This is a genomic window from Variovorax sp. Soil_C_17 (genome assembly GCF_057657265.1).
On sequence record NZ_JBDGIT010000003.1, the window covers coordinates 865156 to 888883 of the forward strand.

General features: G+C 68.4%; 21 protein-coding genes. 4 read left to right on the top strand and 17 right to left on the bottom strand.

Features of this window, described 5'->3' with window-relative positions:
• Window positions 1–5 precede the first annotated feature (5 nt).
• Entirely contained in the window at window positions 6–2084 is a 2079-nt protein-coding gene (gene yoaA / locus AC3A6Y_RS19305; protein ID WP_487869818.1) for a DNA repair helicase YoaA, read from the bottom strand.
• A complete protein-coding gene (locus AC3A6Y_RS19310; RefSeq protein WP_106558201.1) occupies window positions 2084–2290 on the bottom strand; it encodes a DUF465 domain-containing protein in 207 nt (68 codons plus the stop codon). The genes yoaA and AC3A6Y_RS19310 overlap by 1 nt, the downstream gene beginning before the upstream one ends.
• A gap of 88 nt (window positions 2291–2378) precedes the next feature.
• On the opposite strand from AC3A6Y_RS19310, the gene AC3A6Y_RS19315 reads away from it, so the two are divergent.
• Entirely contained in the window at window positions 2379–3185 is an 807-nt protein-coding gene (locus tag AC3A6Y_RS19315; RefSeq protein ID WP_487869819.1) for a PP2C family protein-serine/threonine phosphatase, read from the top strand.
• A gap of 31 nt (window positions 3186–3216) precedes the next feature.
• Here AC3A6Y_RS19315 and AC3A6Y_RS19320 read toward each other — a convergent pair whose 3' ends face one another.
• The 6 genes from AC3A6Y_RS19320 to AC3A6Y_RS19345 form a co-directional block, all read right to left on the bottom strand.
• Window positions 3217–3861, bottom strand: coding sequence for a hypothetical protein (locus tag AC3A6Y_RS19320; protein ID WP_487869820.1), 645 nt, complete (start codon window positions 3859–3861; stop codon window positions 3217–3219).
• Window positions 3858–4955, bottom strand: a complete 1098-nt coding sequence (gene zapE / locus AC3A6Y_RS19325) for a cell division protein ZapE (protein WP_487869821.1) — start codon at window positions 4953–4955, stop codon at window positions 3858–3860. Before zapE ends, AC3A6Y_RS19320 begins: the two co-directional genes overlap by 4 nt.
• A gap of 4 nt (window positions 4956–4959) precedes the next feature.
• The gene (lpdA, locus tag AC3A6Y_RS19330) at window positions 4960–6390 is read right to left on the bottom strand and encodes a dihydrolipoyl dehydrogenase (protein ID WP_487869822.1); all 1431 of its coding nucleotides are present in this window, start codon (window positions 6388–6390) and stop codon (window positions 4960–4962) included.
• Between the two features lie 166 nt (window positions 6391–6556).
• Window positions 6557–7828, bottom strand: coding sequence for a 2-oxoglutarate dehydrogenase complex dihydrolipoyllysine-residue succinyltransferase (gene odhB, locus AC3A6Y_RS19335; RefSeq protein WP_487869823.1), 1272 nt, complete (start codon window positions 7826–7828; stop codon window positions 6557–6559).
• 36 nt (window positions 7829–7864) lie between these two features.
• The gene (locus tag AC3A6Y_RS19340; RefSeq protein ID WP_487869824.1) at window positions 7865–10744 is read right to left on the bottom strand and encodes a 2-oxoglutarate dehydrogenase E1 component; all 2880 of its coding nucleotides are present in this window, start codon (window positions 10742–10744) and stop codon (window positions 7865–7867) included.
• A 185-nt stretch (window positions 10745–10929) separates the two neighbouring features.
• Complete coding sequence (locus AC3A6Y_RS19345) at window positions 10930–12843, bottom strand: propionate--CoA ligase (RefSeq protein WP_487869825.1); 1914 nt, start codon at window positions 12841–12843, stop codon at window positions 10930–10932.
• A gap of 457 nt (window positions 12844–13300) precedes the next feature.
• Between AC3A6Y_RS19345 and AC3A6Y_RS19350 the strand changes: the two genes are divergently transcribed.
• Window positions 13301–14056: an SDR family oxidoreductase gene (locus AC3A6Y_RS19350; protein WP_487869826.1), complete on the top strand. Its 756-nt coding sequence runs from the start codon at window positions 13301–13303 to the stop codon at window positions 14054–14056.
• Window positions 14057–14131: 75 nt separating this feature from the next.
• Here the strand turns inward: AC3A6Y_RS19350 and AC3A6Y_RS19355 are convergent, their stop codons facing one another.
• From AC3A6Y_RS19355 to AC3A6Y_RS19380, 6 genes are all read right to left on the bottom strand, one after another.
• A complete protein-coding gene (locus AC3A6Y_RS19355) occupies window positions 14132–14314 on the bottom strand; it encodes a DUF3606 domain-containing protein (RefSeq protein ID WP_487869827.1) in 183 nt (60 codons plus the stop codon).
• Between the two features lie 107 nt (window positions 14315–14421).
• Entirely contained in the window at window positions 14422–15066 is a 645-nt protein-coding gene (locus AC3A6Y_RS19360) for a DUF2894 domain-containing protein (RefSeq protein ID WP_487869828.1), read from the bottom strand.
• A gap of 28 nt (window positions 15067–15094) precedes the next feature.
• Window positions 15095–15745 (bottom strand): OmpA family protein, encoded by a 651-nt coding sequence (locus tag AC3A6Y_RS19365; protein WP_487869829.1) that lies wholly within the window; start codon window positions 15743–15745, stop codon window positions 15095–15097.
• Window positions 15745–17835 carry a DUF802 domain-containing protein gene (locus AC3A6Y_RS19370; protein WP_487869830.1) on the bottom strand — a complete coding sequence of 697 codons (2091 nt, stop codon included), beginning with the start codon at window positions 17833–17835 and terminating at the stop codon, window positions 15745–15747. The genes AC3A6Y_RS19365 and AC3A6Y_RS19370 overlap by 1 nt, the downstream gene beginning before the upstream one ends.
• Window positions 17832–18530 carry a DUF3348 domain-containing protein gene (locus AC3A6Y_RS19375; RefSeq protein ID WP_487869831.1) on the bottom strand — a complete coding sequence of 233 codons (699 nt, stop codon included), beginning with the start codon at window positions 18528–18530 and terminating at the stop codon, window positions 17832–17834. Before AC3A6Y_RS19375 ends, AC3A6Y_RS19370 begins: the two co-directional genes overlap by 4 nt.
• Window positions 18531–18554: 24 nt before the next feature.
• Window positions 18555–18824, bottom strand: a complete 270-nt coding sequence (locus AC3A6Y_RS19380) for a hypothetical protein (protein ID WP_487869832.1) — start codon at window positions 18822–18824, stop codon at window positions 18555–18557.
• 106 nt (window positions 18825–18930) lie between these two features.
• Between AC3A6Y_RS19380 and AC3A6Y_RS19385 the strand changes: the two genes are divergently transcribed.
• The gene (locus tag AC3A6Y_RS19385; protein ID WP_487869833.1) at window positions 18931–19542 is read left to right on the top strand and encodes an aspartyl protease family protein; all 612 of its coding nucleotides are present in this window, start codon (window positions 18931–18933) and stop codon (window positions 19540–19542) included.
• Between the two features lie 21 nt (window positions 19543–19563).
• Here AC3A6Y_RS19385 and AC3A6Y_RS19390 read toward each other — a convergent pair whose 3' ends face one another.
• On the bottom strand, window positions 19564–20595 hold the full coding sequence (locus AC3A6Y_RS19390) for an isocitrate/isopropylmalate dehydrogenase family protein (RefSeq protein ID WP_487869834.1): 1032 nt from the start codon (window positions 20593–20595) through the stop codon (window positions 19564–19566).
• Window positions 20596–20704: 109 nt separating this feature from the next.
• On the opposite strand from AC3A6Y_RS19390, the gene AC3A6Y_RS19395 reads away from it, so the two are divergent.
• Entirely contained in the window at window positions 20705–21820 is a 1116-nt protein-coding gene (locus AC3A6Y_RS19395; RefSeq protein ID WP_487869835.1) for a 3-deoxy-7-phosphoheptulonate synthase, read from the top strand.
• Between the two features lie 16 nt (window positions 21821–21836).
• Here the strand turns inward: AC3A6Y_RS19395 and AC3A6Y_RS19400 are convergent, their stop codons facing one another.
• Together AC3A6Y_RS19400 and AC3A6Y_RS19405 are read right to left on the bottom strand one after the other, a co-directional pair.
• Window positions 21837–22439 (bottom strand): isochorismatase family protein, encoded by a 603-nt coding sequence (locus tag AC3A6Y_RS19400; RefSeq protein WP_487869836.1) that lies wholly within the window; start codon window positions 22437–22439, stop codon window positions 21837–21839.
• A gap of 82 nt (window positions 22440–22521) precedes the next feature.
• A complete protein-coding gene (locus AC3A6Y_RS19405; protein WP_487869837.1) occupies window positions 22522–23637 on the bottom strand; it encodes a PQQ-dependent sugar dehydrogenase in 1116 nt (371 codons plus the stop codon).
• Between the last annotated feature and the right edge of the window lie 91 nt (window positions 23638–23728).

Here is a 23728-nt window from a genome sequence, read left to right on the forward strand (position 1 = left end):
CTTTTTCAGCGCGTGAGTTCGAGCAGCGCTGCCTCGAAAGCCTTCTCGTCTTCCAGCCGCCGCATCGGCGGCAAGGCGGCCAGCAGCCGGCGCCCGTAGCCCATGGTCGCAAGCCGCGTGTCGCAGATCGCCAGCACGCCGCGGTCGGTCTCGCGCCGGATCAGCCGGCCGGCACCCTGCTTGAGCGACACCGCCGCCTCCGGCAGGGAGTAATCGCCGAAGGCGCTGCGGCCCTGCGATTCGAGGCGCTGCGAGCGCGCCTCGACCAGCGGATCGTTGGGCGGCGGAAAGGGCAGCTTGTCGATCACCACCAGCTGCAGGGCATCGCCGGGCGCATCGAAGCCCTCCCAGAACGAGGCCGAGGCCACCAGCACGCAGCCCGCGCGCCCGGGGGTCGCCCCCTCGCGGAAGCGCTCCATCAGAACCCGCTTGGGCAGCTCGCCCTGAACCAGCACCTCGGGCCTGCGCGCGGCGTCCAGGGGCTCGAAGTGCTGGCGGACGGCGTCGCCGATGGTGCGCAGGGCGCGCAGCGTGGTCGTCAGCACCAGCGTGCGTCCACCCAGCACGGCCGCGCCCTGCGCGGCGAGCCGGGCGACCTGCGCGCTGTGCGCCGGGTCGTTGGGCTTGGGAAAGGCACGCGGGACGTAGAGCGCCGCCTGGCGCGCGTAGTCGAAGGGGCTGTGCACGCGCAGCACCTCGGCGTCCTCGAGGCCGCAGGGCTCGGTGAACCAGCGAAGCTTCGGGTCGTCGCCCAGCGTGGCCGAGGTGAAGACCCAGGCGCGGCCCTGTTCCTGCGCGTCGCCTCGCCCGGTCTTGAGGACCCGCGTGCGCACCGCCTCGGCGATGTCGAGCGGCGACTCGACCAGCCGCAACTGCGTGCCCACGTCGACCCAGCGCACCGACTCCGGCGCGCAGGGCCTGGCGAAGCGCGCCGCACGCTCGGCGAACTGTTCGGCGCGCTCGTGCAGCCGAACGAAATCGGGTGAGAGCTCGCTCACCGTGTCCAGCCCGCGGGCCGCCTCGGCGAAGGCGTGCTTCAGCGCGTCGAGCGCCTCCTGCCAGGCATCGTCCGGCACGCCTTCCGGTGCCGGGCCGGCCCAGCGCAGCTTGGCCCCCGGCCATTGCTTGCCGACCGCCAGCCGCAGTTCCCGGGCGCCGCGCTCGGTCGCCGCAACGAGCTGCTGCCAGTCGACCAGGCCGCGCGCGTGCTGCAGGCCTGCCGCCAGCATGTCGCGCGCGAAGTCCAGCGCCTGTCCGCTGCCCAGCTGCACGCCGAGGAACTGCACGCCGGTCTCGTTGAGCTGGTGGGCCTCGTCGAACACGACCACGCGCACGCTCGGCAGCAGCTCCGCCATGCCCGATTCGCGCACCGCCAGGTCGGCGAAGAACAGGTGGTGGTTGATGACCACCACGTCGGCCGCCATGGCCTCTCGGCGGGCCAGGTTCACATGGCAGGCTTTGAACTGCGGGCACTGGGCGCCGAGGCAGTTCTCGCGGGTGGAGGTGACCAGCGGGATCAGCGGCGAGCGCTCGTCCAGGCCCGGCAGCTCGGCGAGGTCGCCGGTGCGCGTGGCCTTGGACCACTGCTCGATCTTCGCCAGCGTGCGCAGGCTGCTGCGCTCGGGCAGGGAGGCGTCGTGGCGCGCCTGGTCGAGCCGGTGCAGGCACAGGTAGCTGGCCCGGCCCTTGAGCAGGGCGGTGCGCAGCGGCAGGCCCAGCGCCTCGACCAGCCGCGGCAGATCGCGGCCGAAGAGCTGGTCCTGCAGGGTCTTGGTGGCGGTAGACAGCAGCACCCGCTCCCCGCTCAGCAGCGCCGGCACCAGGTACGAGAAGGTCTTGCCGACGCCGGTGCCGGCCTCCACCACCAGCACGCCGCCGTGGTCGATGGCGCGGGCCACGGCCAGCGCCATCTGGGTCTGGCCCTCGCGTTCGCGGAATTGCTCGGCGGCCTGCGAGAGCACGCCGTCCTGGGCGAACGCGGCCTGGACCTCGACCGCCAGGTGGCCGCTTTCCCGCGGCGCGCGGCGGGGCTCGACGAATGCCGCATCCGCCTCGAAGTCTTCGGGCCAATCCACCGTTGTCATCAGGCAGGCTCTTGGGGATCGAGCAAGCACTCCAGCCGCACGATGCGGTCGCGCAGGGCCAGGCGCTTCTTCTTCAGCCTGCGCAGCAGCAGCTCGTCGCGCGGCTCGATGACCTCGGCCAGCCGGTCGATGGTGGCATCCAGGTCGGCATGCTCGATGCGCAGTTCGATCAGCTGGCGGGAGAAGGAATGGAGATTGGAGTCCAAGGGATGACGCAAAGACGTGACGGAGTGCTCTCCGGCTTCGCTCGGGTTGACTCGATAATGTAAGTCCTCGTTCCACTCGCCAGAACCCATGCAGGACTTCGCCGACGCAGCCGCGCCCCAGACCCGAGGCTTTCGACTCGCAGCAGCGACCGGCCTTCACAAGGGGGACCGCCCCTACCAGCAGGATCAGGTCCTCGTCATCAACCACCCGCGCGCGGCGGGTTGCGTGCTCGGCGTGGTGGCCGACGGCATGGGCGGGCGCAGCGGCGGACGCAAGGCCTCGGACCAGGTGCTGATGACGGCCCGCCAGCTGTTCGCGCGCTACAAGCCGGGGCGGGACGAGGCGGTGCATGTGCTGCGGCAGCTGGTCGAGGACGCCAACACGGTCATCAAGCTGACTGCGCTGTCCAGCGAACAGGAGCCGCACAGCACCCTGGCTGCCTTCCTGATGAACCCCGAGGGCGACTGCGCCTGGATCCACGCAGGCGACTCGCGCATCTACCACTTCAGACGCGGCCAGCTGGTCAAGCGCACCAAGGACCACTCCTACGTCCAGGCGCTGGTGGACCGCGGCGAGATCAGCGAGGAGGAGGCCAACTTCCACCCGCAGAGCAACATCCTGCTCGGCTGCCTGGGCATGAAGGCCACTCCGCCGCCGGTCGACGTCCATTTCGTCCCCAAGCTCGAGCCCGACGATCTGCTGATGGCCTGCAGCGACGGGCTGTGGCACTACTTCAAGCCCGAGGAAATGGGCCGGGTGCTGGCCGAGCAGCCGCCGCGCGTCGCTGCGGAGCTGCTCGTCTCGGAGGCGCGCCGACGGGCGCGCGGGACCGGCGACAACATCTCGCTCGCCATCCTCAAGCTTCAAGCCCTGCCCGAGCCGCAAGAGATCTGAGCGACGGACGCGCCCTGAGCCAGGCCCCGCTTCAGGGCGGCGTCGGCAGCGGCGCCGAGCGCGGCTTGGTGTTCTCGGCGTTGCGCCGCTCGCGTTCGGCGCGATGCTTTTGCGCCTTCTCCAGCTTGCGCTCGTGGGCCTCGCGATTGGCGGGCGCCTCGGCGCGCCGGTTTGCAGCCTTGGCCTGCTCGTCCGCATGGGCCTGCTGCTTCCGTTCGAACTGGCGTTGTTTCTCGGCGGCTTCGGCGGCCATGCGGGCGCGATCCTGGGCATGGTCGGCGGAGCGCTGCTCGCGTTCCTGCTGCGCCTTCTGCGCCTTTTCCTGCTCCGCCGGAGTGTCCTGCGGGCGCGTCCCCTCCTTCTTCTGCTCGAGCCTGTCGAGCTGGGCCGCGCCGCGGCGCTTGCGCTCGATGTCGTTCATCGCCACCTCCTGGCGCTTGACGTTCTCGATGCCGGCGCGGCGGCGCCGGCGGCTTTCTTCCAGGCAGCCCTCCACCGCAAACTTCTGGTAGCAAGCCGCCTGCTCGGTGGCGAAGCGCTCCTCGATCGCCGTGCGCTCCTGCGCCAGGCGCGCGCGCTCGGCCTCGAAATCCAGGGCGCCGGTGGTGGCAGTGCTCTGCGCCCACAGCGGCGCCGCGCCAAGGCCGATCAACAGGCAGACAAGCAGTTTCTTCATGTAAGACGGGTGTCGACGACGCGACGCTCCAGGGCGAGGAACTCGGCCGACTGCATCTCGTTGAGCCTGGACACGGTGCGCGGGAATTCGTGGGCCAGAGGCCCTTCGGTGTACAGGGCCTCGGGGGGAACCTCGGCCGACATGATGAGTTTCACGCGCCGATCGTAGAACACGTCGACCAGCCATGTGAAACGGCGTGCTTCGGAGGCCATGCGCACGGGCATGTAGGGCACGTCGGACAGCAGCACGGTGTGGAACTGGCTCGCGATCTCGAGGTAGTCGTTCTGCGAGCGCGGGCCGCCGCACAAGGTCTTGAAATCGAACCAGACCACGCCTCCGGCCTTGCGTCGCGCATGGATCTCGCGCGCCTCGATGTGCAGCACCGGGTTCTCGTCGGCGCTCTCGGCGAGCCGCTCGAAGGCGTGGCGCATCTCCTTGTCGGCCGCTGCGCCGTTGGGCGTGAGGTAGAGCTTGACCTGCTCCAGCGTGCGGCGGCGGTAGTCCGTTCCGTTGTCGACGTTGACCACCTCCAGCCGCTGCTTGAGCAGCTCGATGGCCGGCAGGATGCGATCGCGGTGCAACCCGCCCGGATAGAGGTCGTCGGGCCTGAAGTTCGAGGTGGTGATGAATCCCACGTCGTTGTCGAACAGCGCCGTCAGCAGCCGGTGCAGGATCATCGCGTCGGTGATGTCGGCGACGTGGAACTCGTCGAAGCAGATCAGCTTGTAGCGCCTGGCGATGCGGCGCCCGAGCTCCTCCAGCGGGTTGACGGTGCCCTGCAGCTCGGCCAGCTCGCGATGCACCTCGCGCATGAACTCGTGGAAGTGCAACCGGGTCTTGCGCCGCAGCGGCACGGCGTTGAAGAAGCAATCCATCAGGAAGCTCTTGCCGCGCCCCACCCCGCCGTACATGTAGACGCCGCGCGGGATCTCCGGCCGGTTGATCAGCTTCTTGAGGGCGTTCGAGCGCAGCGCCTTGTACTCCGCCCATTCGCGGGCGCAGCGGTCGAGCGCTTCGACGGCGCGCAGCTGCGCGGGGTCGCTCTGGAACCCCCGCGCAGCCAGCTCCGCCTCGTAGGCCTGTTTGACGCTCAAGGGGTCAGAAGTTGAGCGTGCGCTTGTCGACGGCAAGCGCCGCTTCCTTCGTTGCTTCCGAGAGCGAAGGATGCGCGTGGCAGATGCGTGCGATGTCCTCGGCGCTGGCCTTGAACTCCATCGCCACCACGGCCTCGGAGATCAGCTCGCTGGCCATCGGCCCGACGATGTGCACGCCGAGGATCTCGTCCGTGGCCGCATCGGCCAGGAACTTGACCATGCCCGTCGTGTCGCCCAGCGCGCGGGCGCGCCCGTTGGCCAGGAAGGGGAAGGTGCCGGCCTTGTAGGCGCGGCCCTCGGCCTTGAGCTGCTGCTCGGTCTGGCCCACCCAGGCGATCTCGGGCGAGGTGTAGATCACCCACGGGATGGTGTTGAAGTTCACGTGGCCGTGCTGGCCCGCGATGCGCTCGGCCACCGCCACGCCCTCTTCCTCGGCCTTGTGCGCCAGCATCGGGCCGCGCACCACGTCGCCGATGGCCCACACATTGGGCAAGCTGGTGCGGCATTCGTCGTCGACCACGATGGCGCCGCGCTCGTCGAGCTTCAGGCCCACCGCCTCGGGGGCGAGGCCGACGGTGTTGGGCACGCGGCCGATCGACACGATCAGCTTGTCGACCTCGAGCGTCTGCGCCTCGCCCTTGGCGTTGGTCCAGGCGACGGAAACGCCCTTCTTGCCGGCCTTGACCTCGCCGACCTTGACGCCGAGCTCGATCTTCAGGCCCTGCTTGACGAAAGCCTTCTGCGCCTCCTTGGCGATCTGCTCGTCCACCGCCCCGAGGAAGGTCGGCAGCGCTTCGAGCACCGTGACTTCCGAGCCGAGGCGGCGCCAGACCGAGCCCATCTCGAGGCCGATCACGCCCGAGCCGATCAGGCCCAGCTTCTTCGGCACGCCGGGGATGCGCAGCGCACCGTCGTTCGAGAGGATGTTCTCCTCGTCGAAGTCGGCGCCAGGCAGGGCGCGCGGGTTGGAGCCGGTCGCGACGATGATGTGCTTGCCTTCGATCGACTCCTCGGCCGCGCCCGTCACCTTGAGCTCGTAGCCCGCGTCCGATGCCTTCACGAAGGCGCCGCGGCCATGGAAGAAGGTGATCTTGTTCTTCTTGAACAGGTAGGTGATGCCGTCGTTGTTCTGCTTCACCACCGCGTCCTTGCGGCCCAGCATCTTGTCGATGTCGAGCCCCAGGCCTTCGACCCGGATGCCGTGGTCGGCGAAGTGCTTGCCGGCATGCTCGAAATGCTCGGAGGACTGCAGCAGCGCCTTCGAGGGAATGCAGCCGATGTTGGTGCAGGTGCCGCCCAGCGCGGGGCCGCCCTTGGCGTTCTTCCACTCGTCGATGCAGGCGACGTTGAAGCCGAGCTGCGCCGCGCGGATGGCCGCGATGTAGCCGCCGGGGCCGCCGCCGATGACGACGACGTCGAATTGCTTGTTGGACATTGGATTCTTTCAGAGGTTGTTCGCCGCCCCACGCCGATCATGACTCCGCGGCAAGCGCAGCGAAGCCCGTTCGGAAGACCCCGCGGAACCGGCCTTGCCGGGTCCGCCGGGGTCGCCCCCTCGAGGGGGAGGCGGCTACACGAAGTGAGCAAGCAACGGGGGTGGGTCAAATATCGAACAAGAGGCGAGCCGGATCTTCCAGCGCTTCCTTCATCGCCACCAGGCCCAGCACAGCCTCGCGGCCGTCGATGATGCGGTGGTCATAGGACATCGCGAGGTAGTTCATCGGCCGCACCACGACTTGGCCGTTCTCGACGACGGCACGGTCCTTGGTCGCATGCACGCCGAGGATGGCCGACTGAGGCGGGTTGATGATGGGCGTCGACAGCATCGAGCCGAACACGCCGCCGTTGGAGATGGAGAAGGTGCCGCCGGTCATCTCCTCGATGCCCAGCTTGCCGTCGCGCGCCTTGGCGCCGTACTCGGCGATCTTCTTCTCGATGTCGGCGAAGCTCATCTGGTCGGCATTGCGCAGGATCGGCACCACCAGGCCGCGCGGCGAGCCGACGGCAATGCCGATGTCGAAGTAGCCGTGGTAGACGATGTCGTTGCCGTCCACAGAGGCGTTGAGCACCGGGTACTTCTTGAGCGCATGCACCGCGGCCTTCACGAAGAAGCTCATGAAGCCGATCTTGACGCCGTGCTCCTTCTCGAACTTCTCCTGGAAGCGCTTGCGCATCTCCATGACGGGCGCCATGTTGACCTCGTTGAAGGTGGTCAGGATGGCATTGGTCGACTGCGACTGCAGCAGGCGCTCGGCGATGCGGGCGCGCAGGCGGCTCATCGGCACCCGTTCTTCCGGGCGATCGCCGAGGTCCGGCGCGGCGGGCGAGGGCACTCGGGGCAGTGCCGTCTTGGGCGCGCCCGTAGGAATGGCCGCCGGTGCGGCGACCTTGGCGGTGGTGCCGCCCGCGACCGCGGCCAGCACGTCGCCCTTGGTGACGCGGCCGTCCTTGCCGGAGCCGCTCACATCGCCCGTCGTCAGCTTGTTGTCGGCCAGGAGCTTGGCCGCGGCCGGCATGGCGACGTCGGATTTGGAACCGCCCGCGCCAGAGGCTGCGGCAGCCGCCGCGGGTGCAGGCGCGGCAGCGGCAGGTGCTGCCGGTGCCGCGGCGGGCGCAGCCGCGCTCGCCTTGGCATCGGTGTCGATCTTGGCGATCAGCTGGTCGGCCACGACCGTGGCGCCGTCGCCGGCGACGATCTCGGACAGCACGCCGGCGGAAGGTGCCGGCACCTCCAGCACGACCTTGTCGGTCTCGATCTCGATCAGGATCTCATCGACGGCGACTGCTTCGCCGGGCTTCTTCTTCCATTGCAGCATCGTGGCCTCGGCCACGGACTCGGACAACTGGGGGACTTTGACTTCAACGATGGACATTTTTGAGCCGCTTCGTGTTTTTGGAGTGGGATTGTTTTACTTGGTGAGCACGAAGCCCTTGAGCTTGGCGAAGGCGCCGTCGACCAGTGCCTTCTGCTGCTCCTGGTGCAGGTGCGAGTAGCCGACCGCGGGCGACGCCGAGGCGGCGCGGCCCGAGTAGCCGAGCTTCTGGCCTTCCTGCAGGTTCTCGTGGATGTTGTGCTGCACGAAGAACCAGGCGCCCTGGTTCTGCGGCTCGTCCTGCGCCCACACCACGTCGACGAGATTCGGATACTTCTTGAGCTCGGTGGCAAATGCCTTGTGCGGGAAGGGATAGAGCTGCTCGACGCGGATGATCGCCACGTCCTCGCTGCCCTTCTCTTCGCGCTTCTTCGCCAGGTCGTAATAGACCTTGCCCGAGCAGGCGATCACGCGCTTGACCTTGTCGGCCTTGAGCTCCTTGTTGTCGGGAATGACGGTCTGGAAGCTGCCCTTGGTGAACTCCGACAGCGGCGAGGTCGCGTCCTTGTTCCGCAGCAGCGACTTGGGCGTCATGATGATCAGCGGCTTGCGCAGGTTGCGCACCATCTGGCGACGCAGCACGTGGAAGATCTGGCTTGCCGTGGTGGGCTGCACGACCTGCATGTTGGTGTCGGCCGACAGCTGCATGAAGCGCTCCAGGCGCGCCGAGCTGTGCTCGGGGCCCTGCCCTTCGTAGCCGTGCGGCAGCATCAGCGTGATGCCGTTGACGCGGCCCCACTTCACCTCGCCCGAGGCGATGAACTGGTCGATCACGACTTGCGCGCCGTTGGCGAAGTCGCCGAACTGCGCTTCCCAGATCACCAGCGTGTTGGGATCGTTGGAGGCGTAGCCGTATTCGAAGGCCAGCACCGCTTCTTCCGACAGGATGGAGTCGATGACGACGAAGGGCGCCTGGTTGTCGGCCACGTTCTGCAGCGGCACGTAGATGCCTTCGTCGAACTTCTCGCGGTTCTGGTCGTGCAGCACGGCATGGCGGTGCGTGAAGGTGCCGCGGCCGCTGTCCTCGCCGGAGAGGCGCACCGGATAGCCGCTCGCCACCAGCGAGGCGAAGGCCATGTGCTCGCCCATGCCCCAGTCGACGTTGATCTCGCCGCGGCCCATGGCGGCGCGGTCGTCGAGCACCTTCTTGACCAGCGGATGCACCGTGAAGTTGTCGGGCGCCTTGGTGATGCGCTCGGCCAGACGCTTCCATTCGGCGGTCGGGATGGCCGTGTCGCCGGCGTCGGTCCACTTCTTGTTGAGGAAGGGGCTCCAGTCGACCGCGTACTTGCTCTTGAAGTTGGTGAGCACCGGGTTGGTGGTGTTCTTGCCCGCGTCGAAGGCCGCGCGCTGCGCCTTCACGAGGTCGTCGCCGAGCGTGTCGCCCAGGCCCTGGGCGGCAAGGCGATCGGCGTAGAGCCTGCGCGTGCCGGGGTGGGCCGCGATCTTCTTGTACATCAGCGGCTGGGTCAGCGAGGGGGTGTCCTGCTCGTTGTGGCCGAGCTTCCGGAAGCAGACGATGTCGACCACCACGTCCTTCTGGAATTCCATCCGGAACTCGAGGGCCAGCTGGGTGGCGAGCACCACGGCCTCGGGGTCGTCGCCGTTCACGTGCAGCACCGGCGCTTCGTTCATCTTGACGATATCGGTGCAGTACAGCGTGGAGCGGCTGTCGCGCGGGTCGCTGGTGGTGAAGCCGATCTGGTTGTTGATCACGATGTGCACCGTGCCGCCGGTGGAGTAGCCGCGGGTCTCGGCCAGCGCCAGCGTTTCCATCACCACGCCCTGCCCTGCGAAAGCGGCGTCGCCATGCACGATCACCGGCAGCACCTGCTTGCCGAGCGGGTCGGCGCGGCGATCCATGCGGGCGCGCACGGAGCCTTCGACCACGGGGTTCACGATCTCGAGGTGCGAGGGGTTGAAGGCCAGGCTCAGGTGCACCGGCCCGCCGGGCGTCGACACGTCGGAGCTGAAGCCCTGGTGGTACTTGACGTCGCCGCTGGGCAGCTCCTCGGGCGCCGTGTGGTCGAACTCGGCGAACAGGTCGGCTGGCATCTTGCCCAGCGAATTGACCAGCACGTTGAGGCGGCCCCGGTGGGCCATGCCGATCACGATCTCCTGCACGCCCTTGGTGCCGGCCTGGCTGATCAGCTCGTCCATCGAGACGATGAAGCTTTCGCCGCCTTCGAGCGAGAAGCGCTTCTGGCCGACGTACTTGGTGTGGAGGAAGCGCTCCAGGCCTTCGGCGGCCGTCAGGCGCTCCAGGATGCGCTTCTTCTGCTCGGTGCTCAGCTTGGGGTTGGTCCGGGCGCTCTCGAGCTTTTGCTGCCACCAGCGCTTCTGCGCCTGGTCGGTCATGTACATGTACTCGGCACCGATGGTGGTGCAGTAGGTCTCGCGCAGCGCGTTGAGCAGGTCGCGCAGCGACATCGTGTCCTTGCCGAAGAAGGTGTTGCTCGTGTTGAACACCGTTTCGAGGTCGGCATCGGTGAAGCCGTAGAACGAAGGCTCCAGCTCGGGAATCGGGGGGCGCTCGGCGCGCTTGAGCGGATCGAGGTCGGCCCAGCGGGCGCCGACGTTGCGGTAGGCGGCGATCAGCTGCTGGACTGCCGTGCGCTGGCGGCCGAGCTCGGAATCGGCACCGCTCGCCTGAACCACCCGGGTCGTGCCCTGCTTCGCGCGCTCGGCGAAGGCATTGATGACCGGCTGGTGCGGGACGTCGCGCGTGGTGCTGCCATCGGTGGCCGGCACGTTCTGCAGCGCGTCGAAATAGGAGCGCCAGTTGTCGGGCACGCTGCCCGGATTGGCGAGGTAGTTTTCGTACATCTCTTCGACATAGGGGGCATTGCCGCCGAAGAGGTAGGTGTTGCCTTGGTAGGCGTGATAGATGGACGCGGAGGACGTCGAATCGCTCATGTTGCGCTGACCTTCGCTTCCCTTGGGGAAGCATTAGCTGGTTTAGGAAACCTTCCGCGACACGGCTGAACCGATTGGCGGATGCGACTGTGGCTGGGGAAGGGCCGGAGTACGGGGCGGATTGTGCCACGGCAGCGATGTGACGCCGGAAACCGGCCCCACAAGCCCTTCCGAAGCAGGCGGCCCTACCCCTGCTGAGCGAGCCGTTGCCTGATCTGCTGAAGTGCGCCGGGGTCCTCGATGGTGGTCAGGTCGCCGGGATCGCGCCCCTCGCACACGGCCTGGATCGCGCGGCGCAGCAGCTTGCCGCTGCGCGTCTTGGGCAGCGCGCCCACGAAGTACACGCGCGCCGGCCGGGCCAGCGCACCGAGCTGGTCGGCCACCTGCTTCATGACCTCTCCTTCCAGCGACAGGGCGGCCTGCGCATCGCCGAGCACGGCTGCGTCCTTCGGCACGACGAAGGCCGTGGCCACCTGTCCCTTGAGCGCATCGGCCACGCCGACCACCGCCACCTCGGCGACCTTGGCATGGCCGGAGATGCTTTCCTCGATCTCGCGCGTGCCGAGGCGATGCCCGGCCACGTTGATCACGTCGTCGGTGCGCCCCAGGATGTAGTAGTAGCCCTCCTCGTCGCGGATGCCCCAGTCGAAGGTGGAATACACCAGCTTGCCCGGCACGGTCTTCCAGTAGGTGTTGACGAAGCGATCGTCGTCGCGCCACACCGTCTGCATGAAGCCGGGTGGCGTCGGCCCTTCGATCACGACCACCCCTTTTTCGTTGGGAGCCGTCAACTCCTCGCCGGTGGACTCGTGCAGGATCTTGACCTTGTAGCCATACATCGGCACGCCCGGGCTGCCGAACTTGCTCGGCGTAGTCTCCACGCCGTTGGCCACCGTGAGGATGGGCCAGCCCGACTCCGTCTGCCAGTAGTTGTCGACGATCGGAACGCCCAGGCCCTCGCTGATCCAGCGCGCCGTGGGCTCGTCCAGCGGCTCGCCCGCGAGGAACAGCGCACGCAGGCTCGACAGGTCGTACTTCTTCAACAGCGCCGGGTCCTGCTTCTTCAATACGCGTACGGCGGTCGGCGCGCTGAACATCACGGTGACCTTGTATTTCTCCACGAGCCGCCACCAGATGCCGCCGTCGGGCTGCCGGTCCAGCCCCTGCGTGGGCAGGCCCTCGTACATGAGCGTCGCCATGCCCGCGATCAGCGGCCCGTAGACGATGTAGCTGTGCCCCACCACCCAGCCGATGTCGCTGGTCGAGAAGTAAGTCTCGCCGGCGCGCCCGTCGAAGATGTGCTTCATGCTCGCGGCCAGCGCCACCGCGTAGCCGCCGGTGTCGCGCTGCACGCCCTTGGGCCGGCCGGTGGTGCCGCTGGTGTAGATGATGTAGCTGATGTCGGTGGCGTCCAGCCAGGTGCAGGGCACCTGCGCGTCGCGGTGCTTCTCGACCAGGGGAGCGGCGAGATGGTCGCGGCCCTCGTCCAGATCCATGGGCGCCAGGCCGCGGTCGAACAGCAGCACCGAATCGGGCTTGTGCTTCGAGAGGCGGATCGCCTCGTCCAGCAGCGGCTTGTACGCGATCACCTTGCCGCCCCGCGATCCCGCATCGGCGCTGACGACGACCTTGGGCGTCGCGTCCTCGATCCGCGAAGCCAGCGACGAGCTCGCGAAGCCGCCGAACACCACGCAGTGGATCGCGCCCAGCCGCGCGCAGGCCAGCATGGTGAAGGCGGCCTCGGCAATCATCGGCATGTAGATCAGCACGCGATCGCCCTTCCCCACCCCGAGCTCGATGAGGGACGCGGCGACGCGCTGCACCTGCGCGTGCAGTTCCTTGAAGCTGTAGCTCTTTTCGGTGCCTGTCTCGGTGGAGACGGCGATCAGCGCCGCCTGATCGCCGCGGCTCGCCACATGCCGATCGACCGCGTTGTGGCAGAGATTGGTGGTGCCGCCGGCGAACCAATGCACGAATGGGGCCCGTGTCGTGTCGAGGATCTGGCCGGGCGGGGTTTTCCAGTCGATCAGCTCGGCCTGCTCGGCCCAGAAGACCTCCGGCATTTCGATGGAACGGCGATAGAACTCTGCGTAGCTCATGGGTGTTGTCTCCACTGGTGGGGTCAGCCGGGGCGGGTCAAAACTGAATTCATAATTATTGGGCTTCGGCTTGCTTCAAGCTGACACGCGATGCGGCGGCTGCATCCGTTCGACGCGGCCCGTTCAGGAGGATGCCTTCTCCAGCAGGCCGGTCAAGAGCCGGATACCGGCGTCTGCAGCGCGGACCCGAGGCGCCTAAGGCGGGGCCGCCCACGAGACCCGCGTCAATGTCAGCCCGATCGTTCCGGCTCGCCCCGACCTTGCCCTGAGCTCGCTCGGTGCACGCTGAAACAGGAGCGCCTCTGCGGGTCAGGCCCCTTTCATCCGAGCCAGCGATCGACGATATTTCCGCCGCAGCCGTCACAAACGCCTGCACCAGCACGTCTTATAGGCATGGACAGCCGCACAGACGAGCGTCCAGCAATCAGCAACCCCAACTGGACCAAAGGAAACTCATATGAAGATCGTCGTCATCGGCGGCAGCGGGCTCATCGGATCGAAGCTGGTGCCCAAGCTTCGCCAAAAAGGACACGAGGTCGTCGCGGCCTCGCCGTCGACGGGCGTCAATGCCCTGACCGGCGAAGGATTGGCCGAGGCCATGAAGGGCGCGCAGGTGGTCGTGGATGTCTCCAACGCACCCTCGTGGGAGGACAGCGCGGTGCTGAACTTCTTCGAAACCTCGCAACGCAATCTCTCGGCCGCCGAGCAGGTGGCGGGCGTCAAGCACCACGTCGCGCTGTCGGTCGTCGGCACCGAACGGCTTCTCGCCAGCGGCTACTTCCGCGCCAAGATGGCGCAAGAGAAGCTGATCGAGGCGTCGCCCACCCCCTACACCATCGTGCGCGCGACGCAGTTCTTCGAATTCGTCGCCGGCATCGCGCAGTCGGGCGTGGAAGGCGACACGGTCCGGATGTCCACCTCGCTGATCCAGCCCATCGCGGCTGAAGACGTCGCGCAGGCGCTGTCGGACATCGCGGTGGCGGAGCCGGTCAACGGAATGGTGGAGGTCGCCGGTCCCGTGGCGCTGGGCATGGACAAGCTGGTCGAGCAGTACCTGCGCGGCACCGGCGACGCTCGCCGGGTCGTCCCCGACCCCGAAGCGACCTACTTCGGGACGCCGGTCAACGATCAGTCGCTCACGCCGGGCAAGAATCCGCGCCTCGGCACGATGCGCTTCGCGCAGTGGCTCGAGGCCTCGGCCAAGAAGCCATAGGAACTGGGCGGAGTCGGCAGGCGGCGCAGCCCGGCAAGGCTTGCGCGTGGCGCACGCGCCCCTGCCGAAGGCTCCTCACTCGCGCGACGCGAGTTCGTCGCGCACCGCGGTGACGTGATCGCCGACCTTGGCCATCGCATCCCGCAGCGTCGCCTCGTTGCATCGAAGCTGCATGCACCAATACTGCGCCTCCACCGGATCGTCGACGTGAATGCGGCCGGGATCGATCGGCTTGAAATGGCTCAGGTCTTCGGGCATGCGGCCTCCTTGGTCTGTCTGGGCGAACCTTTATAGACCTCGGCGCGCCGCTCTGCAAGGCTGCACGATGCCGCCGGAGGCAGGTTGCGCTCGCACTCCGATGCCGGTCAGCCGGCTTTGCCGCGGGCAGATTTCCGCTTCGCCTCGGCGCGCTGTGTCTCCGCGCCCGCCGAGGCACTGCCGGCATTCGCACGGTCGAGCCACAGCAATGCCTCGACGTGCGACATGAAGCGGTGGAGGTACTCCGGCGAGAGCTCACGCATCAGCACGAGTGCGCGATGCACCAGCTGGTGCGAGTTGAGCGGGCCCGCATTCTCCGGCACGGCTGCGAGGGTCTGGGTCAGCCGCCGATCGGCACTGAGCCTGGACCAGGTGCTGCGGAAATAGCTGAGCGTCTTCAATTCGTGAGAGGAAGAAGAAGACAAGCCGGGTACGCCAGCGCCTGCCGAAGCGCCCTCCCCCCGTGGCGGCGCCGGCGGGGCGATGGCGTCGACGAGTTCCGCCAGCGGCCCGCGCGCGGCTTTGGCTTTCTGCCCCGCGCCGGCCGTGCCTTCCGCGGCGGGGATCTCGGCCGAATGCTCGTCGGCATACGCGGCCAGCAGTTCACGCAGCCTGGCGTCCAGGATGCGCCGCGTTTCGCCGTGGTGCGTGGCGGCCCGCCTCGCCAGCGCTTCGATGAAGCGGAAGCGGACGGGGTCGCGGCGGTGATCGCCGCGCGCGCGGCACGCGTCGATCATCGCGCTGGCGTCCATGGCCGAGCCGCCGTCCGAGTCCGGTGCACTACTCACGAGACTTCGCGTCGGCATGGGACTGCCTCGGCGCCGGCGCCATCTCCACACGCCGGTTCTTCGACCGCCCCTCGGCATCGGCGTTCGACGCCACGGCCTGCTCGGAACCGAAGGCGGCGGCGAAGACCGAGGACGATGGAATGCCCTCCTCGATCAAGGCCCGGGTCACCGTCAGCGCCCGTTGGGCAGACAGCTCCCAGTTGTCGGCGAAGCGGCGGTTGCCGTCCCTCAGCTGCCGGTCGTCGGTGAAGCCGCTCACCATCAGCACCTCGTCGCGGGCCTGGAGATAGGTGCCCAGCGGCGAGCTGAGACTCTTCAGCAGTTGCCGGCCTTCGGGCTGCAACTCCGCGGAGCTGGAGGCGAACAGCACGCTGCCGCTGATACCGATGCGCCCATTGCTGAGCGTCACTCGGCCCGCGGCCAGGGGCACCGCCAGCGCCTTCTCGAGGGCCTGCAGCCGCTGCGCCTGCGCCTCGCGCTTCTTGATCTCGGCCTGCAGCTGGGTCGTGAGCTCCAGTTGCATGCCGATCGCAAACACGAGGATCAGCACGAAGGCGCCCAGCAGCCCCGACATCAGGTCGCCGAAGACCGCCCAGACCGGCACGCTCGGCTCCAGGCCGGCGTCGTCGACGTCGTCCCGCATCACGCCTCGCTGCCCGCCGAGGCCCGCTCGCCGGCGAGCCGCTGCAGATCCTCGACGATCTGCTTCTGCGACATGATGCTCAGGTCGATGACCTCCCTCGCCTGCGCCACGTAGTAGGCCAGCTGCTCGTCGCTGCGCGCGATCGACTTGCCGAGCGCGCCTTCGATGCGCTGCAGGTGGGCCACCATCTTGTCGTTCGATTGGCTGAATAGCTGCACGGCGAAGCCGAAGGCCTCGCCCAGGCTCGCCACCTCCACGGCACTGCCGGTGAGCTGGGCGGCGACCTCGGCCATCTTGCCGGCTTCCGCATCGACCTTCTCGGTGAAGCGCGTGCCCACGCGGTCCAGCAGCTCGCCCGATGCGGCGACCAGCGCATCGATCGCCGAGCGCTGCTCGGCCGAGGCATGATTCACCGCGTCGAGCAAAGTACCCAGGGTTTCGAGGATGCGGCTGCGTTCCTCCAGCATGGCGTTGTCGCGCGCCATGCCTTCGGAGACCTTCTGGCGCAGCTCGGCGATCGCTTCGGCTGCGGCGCGCGGGGCTTCGGCGGCGGCCTGCACGAGCTGGGCAATCTCGGCGATGGTGTGGCTCGCCTGCGCCTCGGTGCGTGCGGAGATGTCGCGGGCGGTTTCTGCGAGCGTGTTGCAGATGTCCTGCTGCTGGCGCTCGGCGCGGGCGCCGGCCTGCTGCCATTCCTGCCGGAGCGAACCGGCCATCGATTCCAGCGCCTGGGTCCAGGCCGCCAGGCGCTGCTCGTCGCGCGAGGCCATCTCCGTCTGCAGGTCCGCATGCGCCTGGTCCACGGTGCGCAGCAGCGAAGCCGCGTGCTGCTCGAAGGTGGCGGCGGCCGAGCTCAAGGCTTGGTGCGTATCGCCCGAAAGCTTCTCGCTGGCGCGCTCATGCTGCGCGAGCGCGCCGCGCCAGCTGTCCGAGACGCTGCCGACCGCGCTTTCCAGGCGGGCGGAAACGCCCTCCACCAGGAAGGCGGAACGCTGCTCGAAGGTCTGGGCGAACTGGTCGAGCGCGCTGCGCAGGTCCTGCGACAGCGCCTCGCTCTCACGGCGGTGCCCGGCGAGTGCGCTCTGCCAGAGCTCCGCCACGGTGGCGGTGGAGGACTCGAAGCGGCTCGACAGCCCGTCCAGCTGCCGCTGCACGCTGTGCTCGATGGTGTCGTTCAAGGACGCCGCCTCGCGCGCGATCCCGGCCATCGCGGCTTCGACGACGGGCTGGAAGGTCGCGCCGGCGATGCGGGCGCTTTCGGTGAGGCTCTCGTTCAGCGACCGGCCGACGGAGGAAGCCAGGTTCGCATACGCGGCCTCGGCCTGGCTGTGGAAGCGGTCCTGGCCGGAGACCAGGCGCTCGTTCAACGCCTGGCTCTGCCGTTCCATCATCGCCATCATGGCTTGCAGCCGATCGACGACGGCGGGCATGCCCTCGACCTGCTGCTGCAGCAGCCTGAAGGACTCCTCGCGCTGGTGGGCCCGCGACCAGGGGCGCAAGGTGGTGGCGATGCGCGTGTCGAGCATCTGCCCGGCTTGCAGCCGCTCGCGCCGGCACAGGGCGGAGGCGAGGCCCAGCATCGCGGACGCGGCCACGCCCGCCACCGAGGTGCCGAAGGCCAGGCCCAGGCCCCTCACCGGTGCGGACAAGGAGGCGCGGATGGCCTGCAGGTCGCTCGCGTTTTCCAGCGCCATTCCGGTGCCGTTCAGCGTGACCACCATGCCGACGAAGGTGCCCAGCATGCCCAGCAGCACCAGGAGCCCCGCGAGGTAGGGCGTCAGGGCCGGGCCGGGCAGGCCGACGCGCTCGCCCTCGATGCGCAGGCGCACCGCGTTGCGCAAGGTGGGATGCAGCTGGTCGAGCCACTGGCCCAGGCTGGCCGGGGCATTGGGCAGGTCCGTCACGGCCCGTTCCAGCGTCGTCGTGGCCTGGTGGAAACGGTGCAGTTCAAGCGCCCCCATGAGATAGAACGCACCGACGAGCACGGTGATCGCCAGCGCCAGCGGGTTCGAGCCGATGTAGCCGGCGCCGACCCAGCACACGGCGGCCAGGCCCACGAAGAAAACGAAGTAGTGAAGTGATCTGTTCATGAGCTCTTGCGAAGGGCTTCGAGCAGCCCCTCGACAGGTTCAAATCGAAGTTCCAGTTCGGCGAGCAGCACGGCCCGCATGTCCTTGCAGAACACGTCCTGCCACGCCACGGGCGGCGCCCCGCCCTCGGGCTCTTCCGGCAGCGCCGGGTGGGCCTGCCGCAAGCGCACGAAATGCTTTTCCAGCAGCCCGGGCACGGTCGACAGCAGGTCGTGCTCCTGCGCGCCCAGGGCCTGCTCCATCACGGCGTCGACGGCGGCGAGCTGCGCCATGGCCGGCGATCGGGCCGCCAGACTCGCCCGCAGACGCTCGCGCAGGGGGCCGATGGCCACCTCCATCGTCTGCTGCCGGGCGAGATAGTGCCGACGGTAGGGAGAGAAGTTGGCAGCCGTTTCCGGTCGTTCCTTCTCGGTGGCCAGCGCGCCATCTTCGGCGATGGCCTTCGTGAGCACGCCGCGCAGGCGGATGCATTCGCCTTCCTCGCCGCCCCGCCCTGCTCGAAGGCCCGCCGGCGCCGCCGCCGGGCTGCCGTTCAGCACCGAGGAGAGCGAGATCGCATCGGCCCAGCCGAGCCATTGGCTCAGCCGATCTGCGAAGGCATGCCTGGGCTCGGAAACGTCGATGTCGGCCAGCCGGGCGAGCAAGCGAGTGAGCGCCGAGCCGGTGAAAGCTGTGCGCCTTGAAACTTGCGCCATACGCGGGGTGAAAAACCCGGCAGTCTACACGGCCCGCCCACCCGGACCGGCGGGCGCGCCCAGCGTCACCGCATCCCGGAAGCGCTCTGCCGCCCTGGGCGGCTTGCCCGGCGTGCGGAACAGGCGGATTTCGAGCGCCGCATTCCATCGGCCCTCGCCGACCGCCGGCAGCGTGCCTTCCGCCAGCCCGGCCTGGATCAGGCTGGCCGGCAGCCGGGCGATGCCGCGGGCTTCGAACGCCATGGTCTCGAGCACCGTGGCGAGGTGCGCGGTGAGGACCACCTGGGTCGCCATCGATCGGCTGCCGCAGACCGTTCAGCCGACGTCGGATTTGGATGACACCATGCCGACGCCGGCGGGCGCATCGTCGAGGCCCCGTTTACTCGCGCGAGGTGATGCCATGCCTGAGCACCCTGGATCCGGAAGAGCGCTGCGCCGCATCGGCGCACCCGTGGCGATGGCGCTCGGCATCATGGCCGTGCAGCCGGCCTCGGCAGAACCCATCTTCAAGTGCGGCAAGGCCTACACCAACGTGCCGGCCGATGCCGGGCCCGGAAAGGCCCGCGCCCGCGACTGCGTGCTGGTCGAGACCAGCGGCCGGCCGAAGGGCAAGAGCGAGAACATCTCGGTCGACGGCTCGACGCAGATCACGGTGCCGGTCGGGCAGGACGGCCGGTTCTGGATTCGCGGGACGGTCAACGGATTCCCGGTGCAGTTCGCGATCGACCGCACTGCGACGGTCAACGCCGGCGTCGCCGTGACCGAGGACTTCGCCGCCCGGGCCAACCTGATCGGCGGTACGCCGACCTACATCCAGACCGCCGCAACCGGCACGGATGCGCGCCGCATCGAGCGCGTGCCCATGACCTTCGGCCCCTTCCGGGTGCCGCAGGCGACGGTGGTGATCGGCCCGCTCGGCGGCAAGTCGACGGATGCCGTGCTCGGCCCGGAACTGCTGTCGCTCTTCGACGTGACGGCCAACGACCGCGAATTGACGATCGTCGGCAAGTAGCCGACCAAGCGGCGCGCCCGCTCAGCCGTTGGCGATACGGCTCACCAGCGCCTGGGTGAAGGCCGCGGTCCCGGCGCTGCCGCCCAGGTCGCCGGTGCGCACCTTGTCGATGTTGAGCGTGTCGTGGATGGCCTTGCGCAGGCGCGTCGCCAGCGCGGGCAATTGGACGTGGTCGAGCATCAAGGCTGCGGCCAGCAGCAGCGCGGTGGGATTCGCGATGCCCTTGCCGGCGATATCGGGCGCGGAGCCGTGCACCGCCTCGAAGATGGCGGCGCCGGCGCCGATGTTGGCGCCGGGCGCCATGCCGAGGCCGCCGACCAGCCCGGCGACCAGGTCGGAAAGGATGTCGCCGAAGAGGTTGGTCGTGACCAGCATGTCGAACTGCCACGGATTGAGCACCAGCTTCATCGCGCAGGCGTCGATGATGACCGTGTCGAGCTCGAACTTGCCCTTGTACTTGCGCTCGTAGAGCTCGAGGCCGGTCTCCAGGAAGATGCCGGTCAGCGCCTTCATGATGTTGGCCTTGTGCACCAGCGTGACCTTCTTGCGGCCGGTGGCGACGGCGGTCTCGAAGGCGAACTCGAGGAGGCGCCGGCTGCCCTGGCGCGTGTTGATGCCGGTGGCCATCGCCACCGCGTGCGGATCGCCGTCGATGGGCACATAGTGCTCGTGGCCGATGTACAGGCCCTCGAGGTTCTCGCGGACCACCACCAGGTCGATGTTGTCGAAGCGACCGCCGGGAATGATGGTGCGCGCCGGGCGCAGGTTGGCATAGAGCTGGAACTCCTCGCGCAGGCGGACGTTCGAGGAGCGGTAGCCACCGCCCGAGGGCGTTTCCAACGGCCCCTTCAGCGCGAGGCGGGTGCGGCGGATGCTCTCCAGCGTGGCGGCCGGCAGCGGGTCGCCCGCCTGCTGCACGCCGGCGAGGCCGGCGACCTGGCGCTCCCATTCGAAGGGGGCGCCCAAAGCGTCGAGAGCGGCGAGCGTGGCGTCGACGATCTCGGGGCCGATGCCGTCCCCGGCGATCAGGGTTGCGGGAATGACAGCGGACATGGGGTGGCTCCAGGGGGGTGAAAAAGGCGCTCGACTTGGTGGCGCGGACCGGGCGATTATCGGCGGACAATCCAGGCCCTCTTCCCTCGAACGCGCCGTTGAAAACGCCATGACCAGACTTGACGACCCTCTCCATGATGCCGAGATCGGCTCCCGCGACAGCACGCTCGACACGACCCGCATCGACGACGTGCGGATCGGCGCCGTTCGCCCCCTGATCACACCGGCGCTGCTGCAGGAGCGGGTGCCGGTGCGCGACGACACGCTCGCGCTGGTCGAGGCCAGCCGCGCCGCGATCGCCGACGTGCTGCATGCCCGCGACGACCGGCTCGTGGTGGTGGTCGGGCCTTGCTCGATCCACGACCATGACCAGGCGCTCGAGTACGGCCACCAGCTCAAGGCCGTGGCCGACGAGCTGCACGACGACCTGCTGATCGTGATGCGCACCTACTTCGAGAAGCCGCGCACCACGGTGGGATGGAAGGGCTACATCAACGACCCGCACCTGGACGGCAGCTTCGCGATCAACGAAGGCCTGGAACGGGCGCGGCGCCTGCTGCTGGAACTGACGACGATGGGCCTGCCGACCGGCACCGAGTTCCTCGACCTGCTGAGCCCGCAGTTCATCGCCGACCTGATCGCCTGGGGCGCCATCGGCGCGCGGACGACGGAGAGCCAGAGCCACAGGCAGCTGGCCTCCGGACTGAGCTGCCCGGTGGGTTTCAAGAACGGCACCGACGGCAGCATCAAGGTCGCGGCCGACGCGATCCTCGCCGCGCGGGCGCCGCATGCCTTCATGGGCATGACGAAGATGGGCATGGCGGCCATCTTCGAGACCCGAGGCAACGACGACTGCCACGTCATCCTGCGCGGCGGCAAGACGCCCAACTACGCGGCCGCGGACGTGGCGGCGACCTGCGAGGCGCTGCGTGCGCTCGGCCTGCGCGAGCAGGTGATGATCGACGTCTCCCACGGCAACAGCAGCAAGCAGCACCGGCGGCAGGTCGAGGTCGCGCAGGACGTGGCCGGGCAGATCGCCGCCGGCGAGCGGCGCATTGCCGGTCTGATGATCGAGAGCCACCTGGAGGAGGGCCGCCAGGACCTGGTGCCCGGCGTGCCGCTGAAGCATGGGATCTCGGTCACCGACGCGTGCATCGGCTTCGCGCAGACGGTGCCGGTGCTGCAGGGGCTGGCCGCGGCCGTGCGTGCGCGGCGGCGGGTCTGAGCAACCGGTCGATTCGCTAGCGGATCAGCGCCAGCACATCCTTGAAGCGCGGGTGCTCGGCGCTGCGCACCCACTCGAAGCCGACCATCTCGGTGGTCACCAGCTCGGCGCCGGCGCCGGCCAGGCGGTCGAAGGCTGCATCCCGGTTGCGCTCGGTGCGCGAGCCGCAGGCATCGGTCACCACCCAGACCTCGAACTCGTCGTCAAGCAGGTCCAGCGCCGTCTGAAGCAGGCAAACATGGGCCTCGCAGCCGGCGATCACGACCGTGTTGCGCTCCTCGGCGGGCTTCTGTGCCTTCTGCAGGTGCTTGGGCAGGCTGCGCGCATTGCCTTGAGGGGCCTTCACCGGCGCGCGCAGCCAGTCGGCCAGGCCTTCTTCCACGGCGCTGAAGTGCATCTTGGGCAAGGTGCGCTGGCACAGGGCGCGCAGCTCGGCCACGTTCTCTCCCAGCTTCGAAGGGTTCTCCTCCGTGCCCCAGACGGGGACCTCCAGCAGACCCGCCATGCGGCCCAGCCGCACCGCATTCGCGAGCACCGCCTGCGACTCGAAGATGGCCGGCATGAGGCGCTGCTGGTAGTCGACCAGGACCAGTTGGGATTGCGAAGCGTCGAGCAGCATGGGGAGCAGGTCTTTCGGGAAAGCAGAGATCGGAAACTCCTGGACCGTACCACCGAACGGGCCGGGCCGATAAGGGGCCGGCTCAGTCCGGCAGCAGGCGGATGAGCTTTCCGTCGGATTGGTCGGTCAGCAAATAGAGAAGCCCATCCGGCCCCTGCTTGACGTCGCGGATGCGGGCCCGGCCCTCGTCCAGCAAGCGATGCTCCGCCACGACCTTGCCACCGCGCAGTTCGATGCGGTCGAGGTAGCCGAACTTCAGCGAGCCCACGAAGAGGTTGCCCTTCCAGCCCGCGCCGTAGCGATTGCTGGTGAGGAAGGCCATGCCGGAGGGTGCGATCGACGGCACCCAGTAATGCAGCGGCTGCTCCATGCCCTCTCGTCGCGTGAGGCCATCGCCGATCTTGCCGCCGCCGTAGTTCTCGCCGTAGGTGATCACCGGCCAGCCGTAGTTGCGGCCTGGCTGGGGGATGTTGATCTCGTCGCCGCCTTGCGGGCCGTGCTCGTGCATCCACAGCTTGCCATCGGGCGCCAGCGTCGCGCCCTGGCCGTTGCGGTGCCCGTAGCTCCAGATCTCGGGCAGTGCGCCGGGGCGGCCGACGAAGGGGTTGTCTGCCGGCGCCGTGCCGTCCTTGGCGATGCGCACCAGCTTGCCCACGTGGTTGTCGAGCTTCTGGGCGTCCTCCTTGCGGCTGAAGCGGTCGCCCAGGGTCAGGAACAGGGTGCCGTCCCCTGCCTCGACGATGCGGCAGCCGAAGTGATGGCGGCTGGCAACCTTGGGGCGCTGGCTGAAGATGATGCGCAGATTGTCGAGGCGGCTGCCATCGGACGAGAGCTGCGCGCGCGCCAGGGCCGTGCCGTTGGCCGAGCCACCCTCCTCGGGCTCGGAGAAACAGAAATAGAAGGTCCGGTTCTTCTCGAAGTCGGAATCCGCGAGCACGTCCAGCAAGCCGCCCTGCCCGCCGGCCGCCACGGGGGGCACACCGGCCAGCGGCCTGCCCAGCTTGCCGTCGGCGCCCACCACCCGCATCCGGCCCGCCTTCTCGGTCACGAGGAAGCGGCCCTCGGGGAGAAAGGCGAGGCCCCAGGGATTTTCAAGGCCGGAGGCGACCACCTCGGGCCGTGGTGCCGCGGCGGCGAGGCCGGACGCAGCCAGAACGCCCAAAACCAGCAGCGTGGTCCGCAAAGACGATGTATTCATGGGAAACCTTTAGTTCAAGGTATTAGAAAAATTTCGTACTGCGCGCCTGAATCAATTCAAAACTTTTGGATTACACAATTGCAGAAACTTA

Coding starts and splice junctions, on each gene's coding strand:
- AC3A6Y_RS19345 (WP_487869825.1), bottom strand. CDS start 12,843: ATGAGCTACGCAGAGTTCTATCGCCGTTCCATCGAAATGCCGGAGGTC.
- AC3A6Y_RS19315 (WP_487869819.1), top strand. CDS start 2,379: ATGCAGGACTTCGCCGACGCAGCCGCGCCCCAGACCCGAGGCTTTCGA.
- AC3A6Y_RS19400 (WP_487869836.1), bottom strand. CDS start 22,439: ATGCTGCTCGACGCTTCGCAATCCCAACTGGTCCTGGTCGACTACCAG.
- AC3A6Y_RS19340 (WP_487869824.1), bottom strand. CDS start 10,744: ATGAGCGATTCGACGTCCTCCGCGTCCATCTATCACGCCTACCAAGGC.
- AC3A6Y_RS19390 (WP_487869834.1), bottom strand. CDS start 20,595: ATGTCCGCTGTCATTCCCGCAACCCTGATCGCCGGGGACGGCATCGGC.
- AC3A6Y_RS19360 (WP_487869828.1), bottom strand. CDS start 15,066: ATGGACGCCAGCGCGATGATCGACGCGTGCCGCGCGCGCGGCGATCAC.
- AC3A6Y_RS19370 (WP_487869830.1), bottom strand. CDS start 17,835: ATGAACAGATCACTTCACTACTTCGTTTTCTTCGTGGGCCTGGCCGCC.
- AC3A6Y_RS19320 (WP_487869820.1), bottom strand. CDS start 3,861: ATGAAGAAACTGCTTGTCTGCCTGTTGATCGGCCTTGGCGCGGCGCCG.
- AC3A6Y_RS19380 (WP_487869832.1), bottom strand. CDS start 18,824: ATGGCGACCCAGGTGGTCCTCACCGCGCACCTCGCCACGGTGCTCGAG.
- AC3A6Y_RS19405 (WP_487869837.1), bottom strand. CDS start 23,637: ATGAATACATCGTCTTTGCGGACCACGCTGCTGGTTTTGGGCGTTCTG.
- AC3A6Y_RS19355 (WP_487869827.1), bottom strand. CDS start 14,314: ATGCCCGAAGACCTGAGCCATTTCAAGCCGATCGATCCCGGCCGCATT.
- odhB (WP_487869823.1), bottom strand. CDS start 7,828: ATGTCCATCGTTGAAGTCAAAGTCCCCCAGTTGTCCGAGTCCGTGGCC.
- AC3A6Y_RS19385 (WP_487869833.1), top strand. CDS start 18,931: ATGCCTGAGCACCCTGGATCCGGAAGAGCGCTGCGCCGCATCGGCGCA.
- yoaA (WP_487869818.1), bottom strand. CDS start 2,084: ATGACAACGGTGGATTGGCCCGAAGACTTCGAGGCGGATGCGGCATTC.
- AC3A6Y_RS19375 (WP_487869831.1), bottom strand. CDS start 18,530: ATGGCGCAAGTTTCAAGGCGCACAGCTTTCACCGGCTCGGCGCTCACT.
- AC3A6Y_RS19365 (WP_487869829.1), bottom strand. CDS start 15,745: ATGCGGGACGACGTCGACGACGCCGGCCTGGAGCCGAGCGTGCCGGTC.
- AC3A6Y_RS19350 (WP_487869826.1), top strand. CDS start 13,301: ATGAAGATCGTCGTCATCGGCGGCAGCGGGCTCATCGGATCGAAGCTG.
- lpdA (WP_487869822.1), bottom strand. CDS start 6,390: ATGTCCAACAAGCAATTCGACGTCGTCGTCATCGGCGGCGGCCCCGGC.
- AC3A6Y_RS19395 (WP_487869835.1), top strand. CDS start 20,705: ATGACCAGACTTGACGACCCTCTCCATGATGCCGAGATCGGCTCCCGC.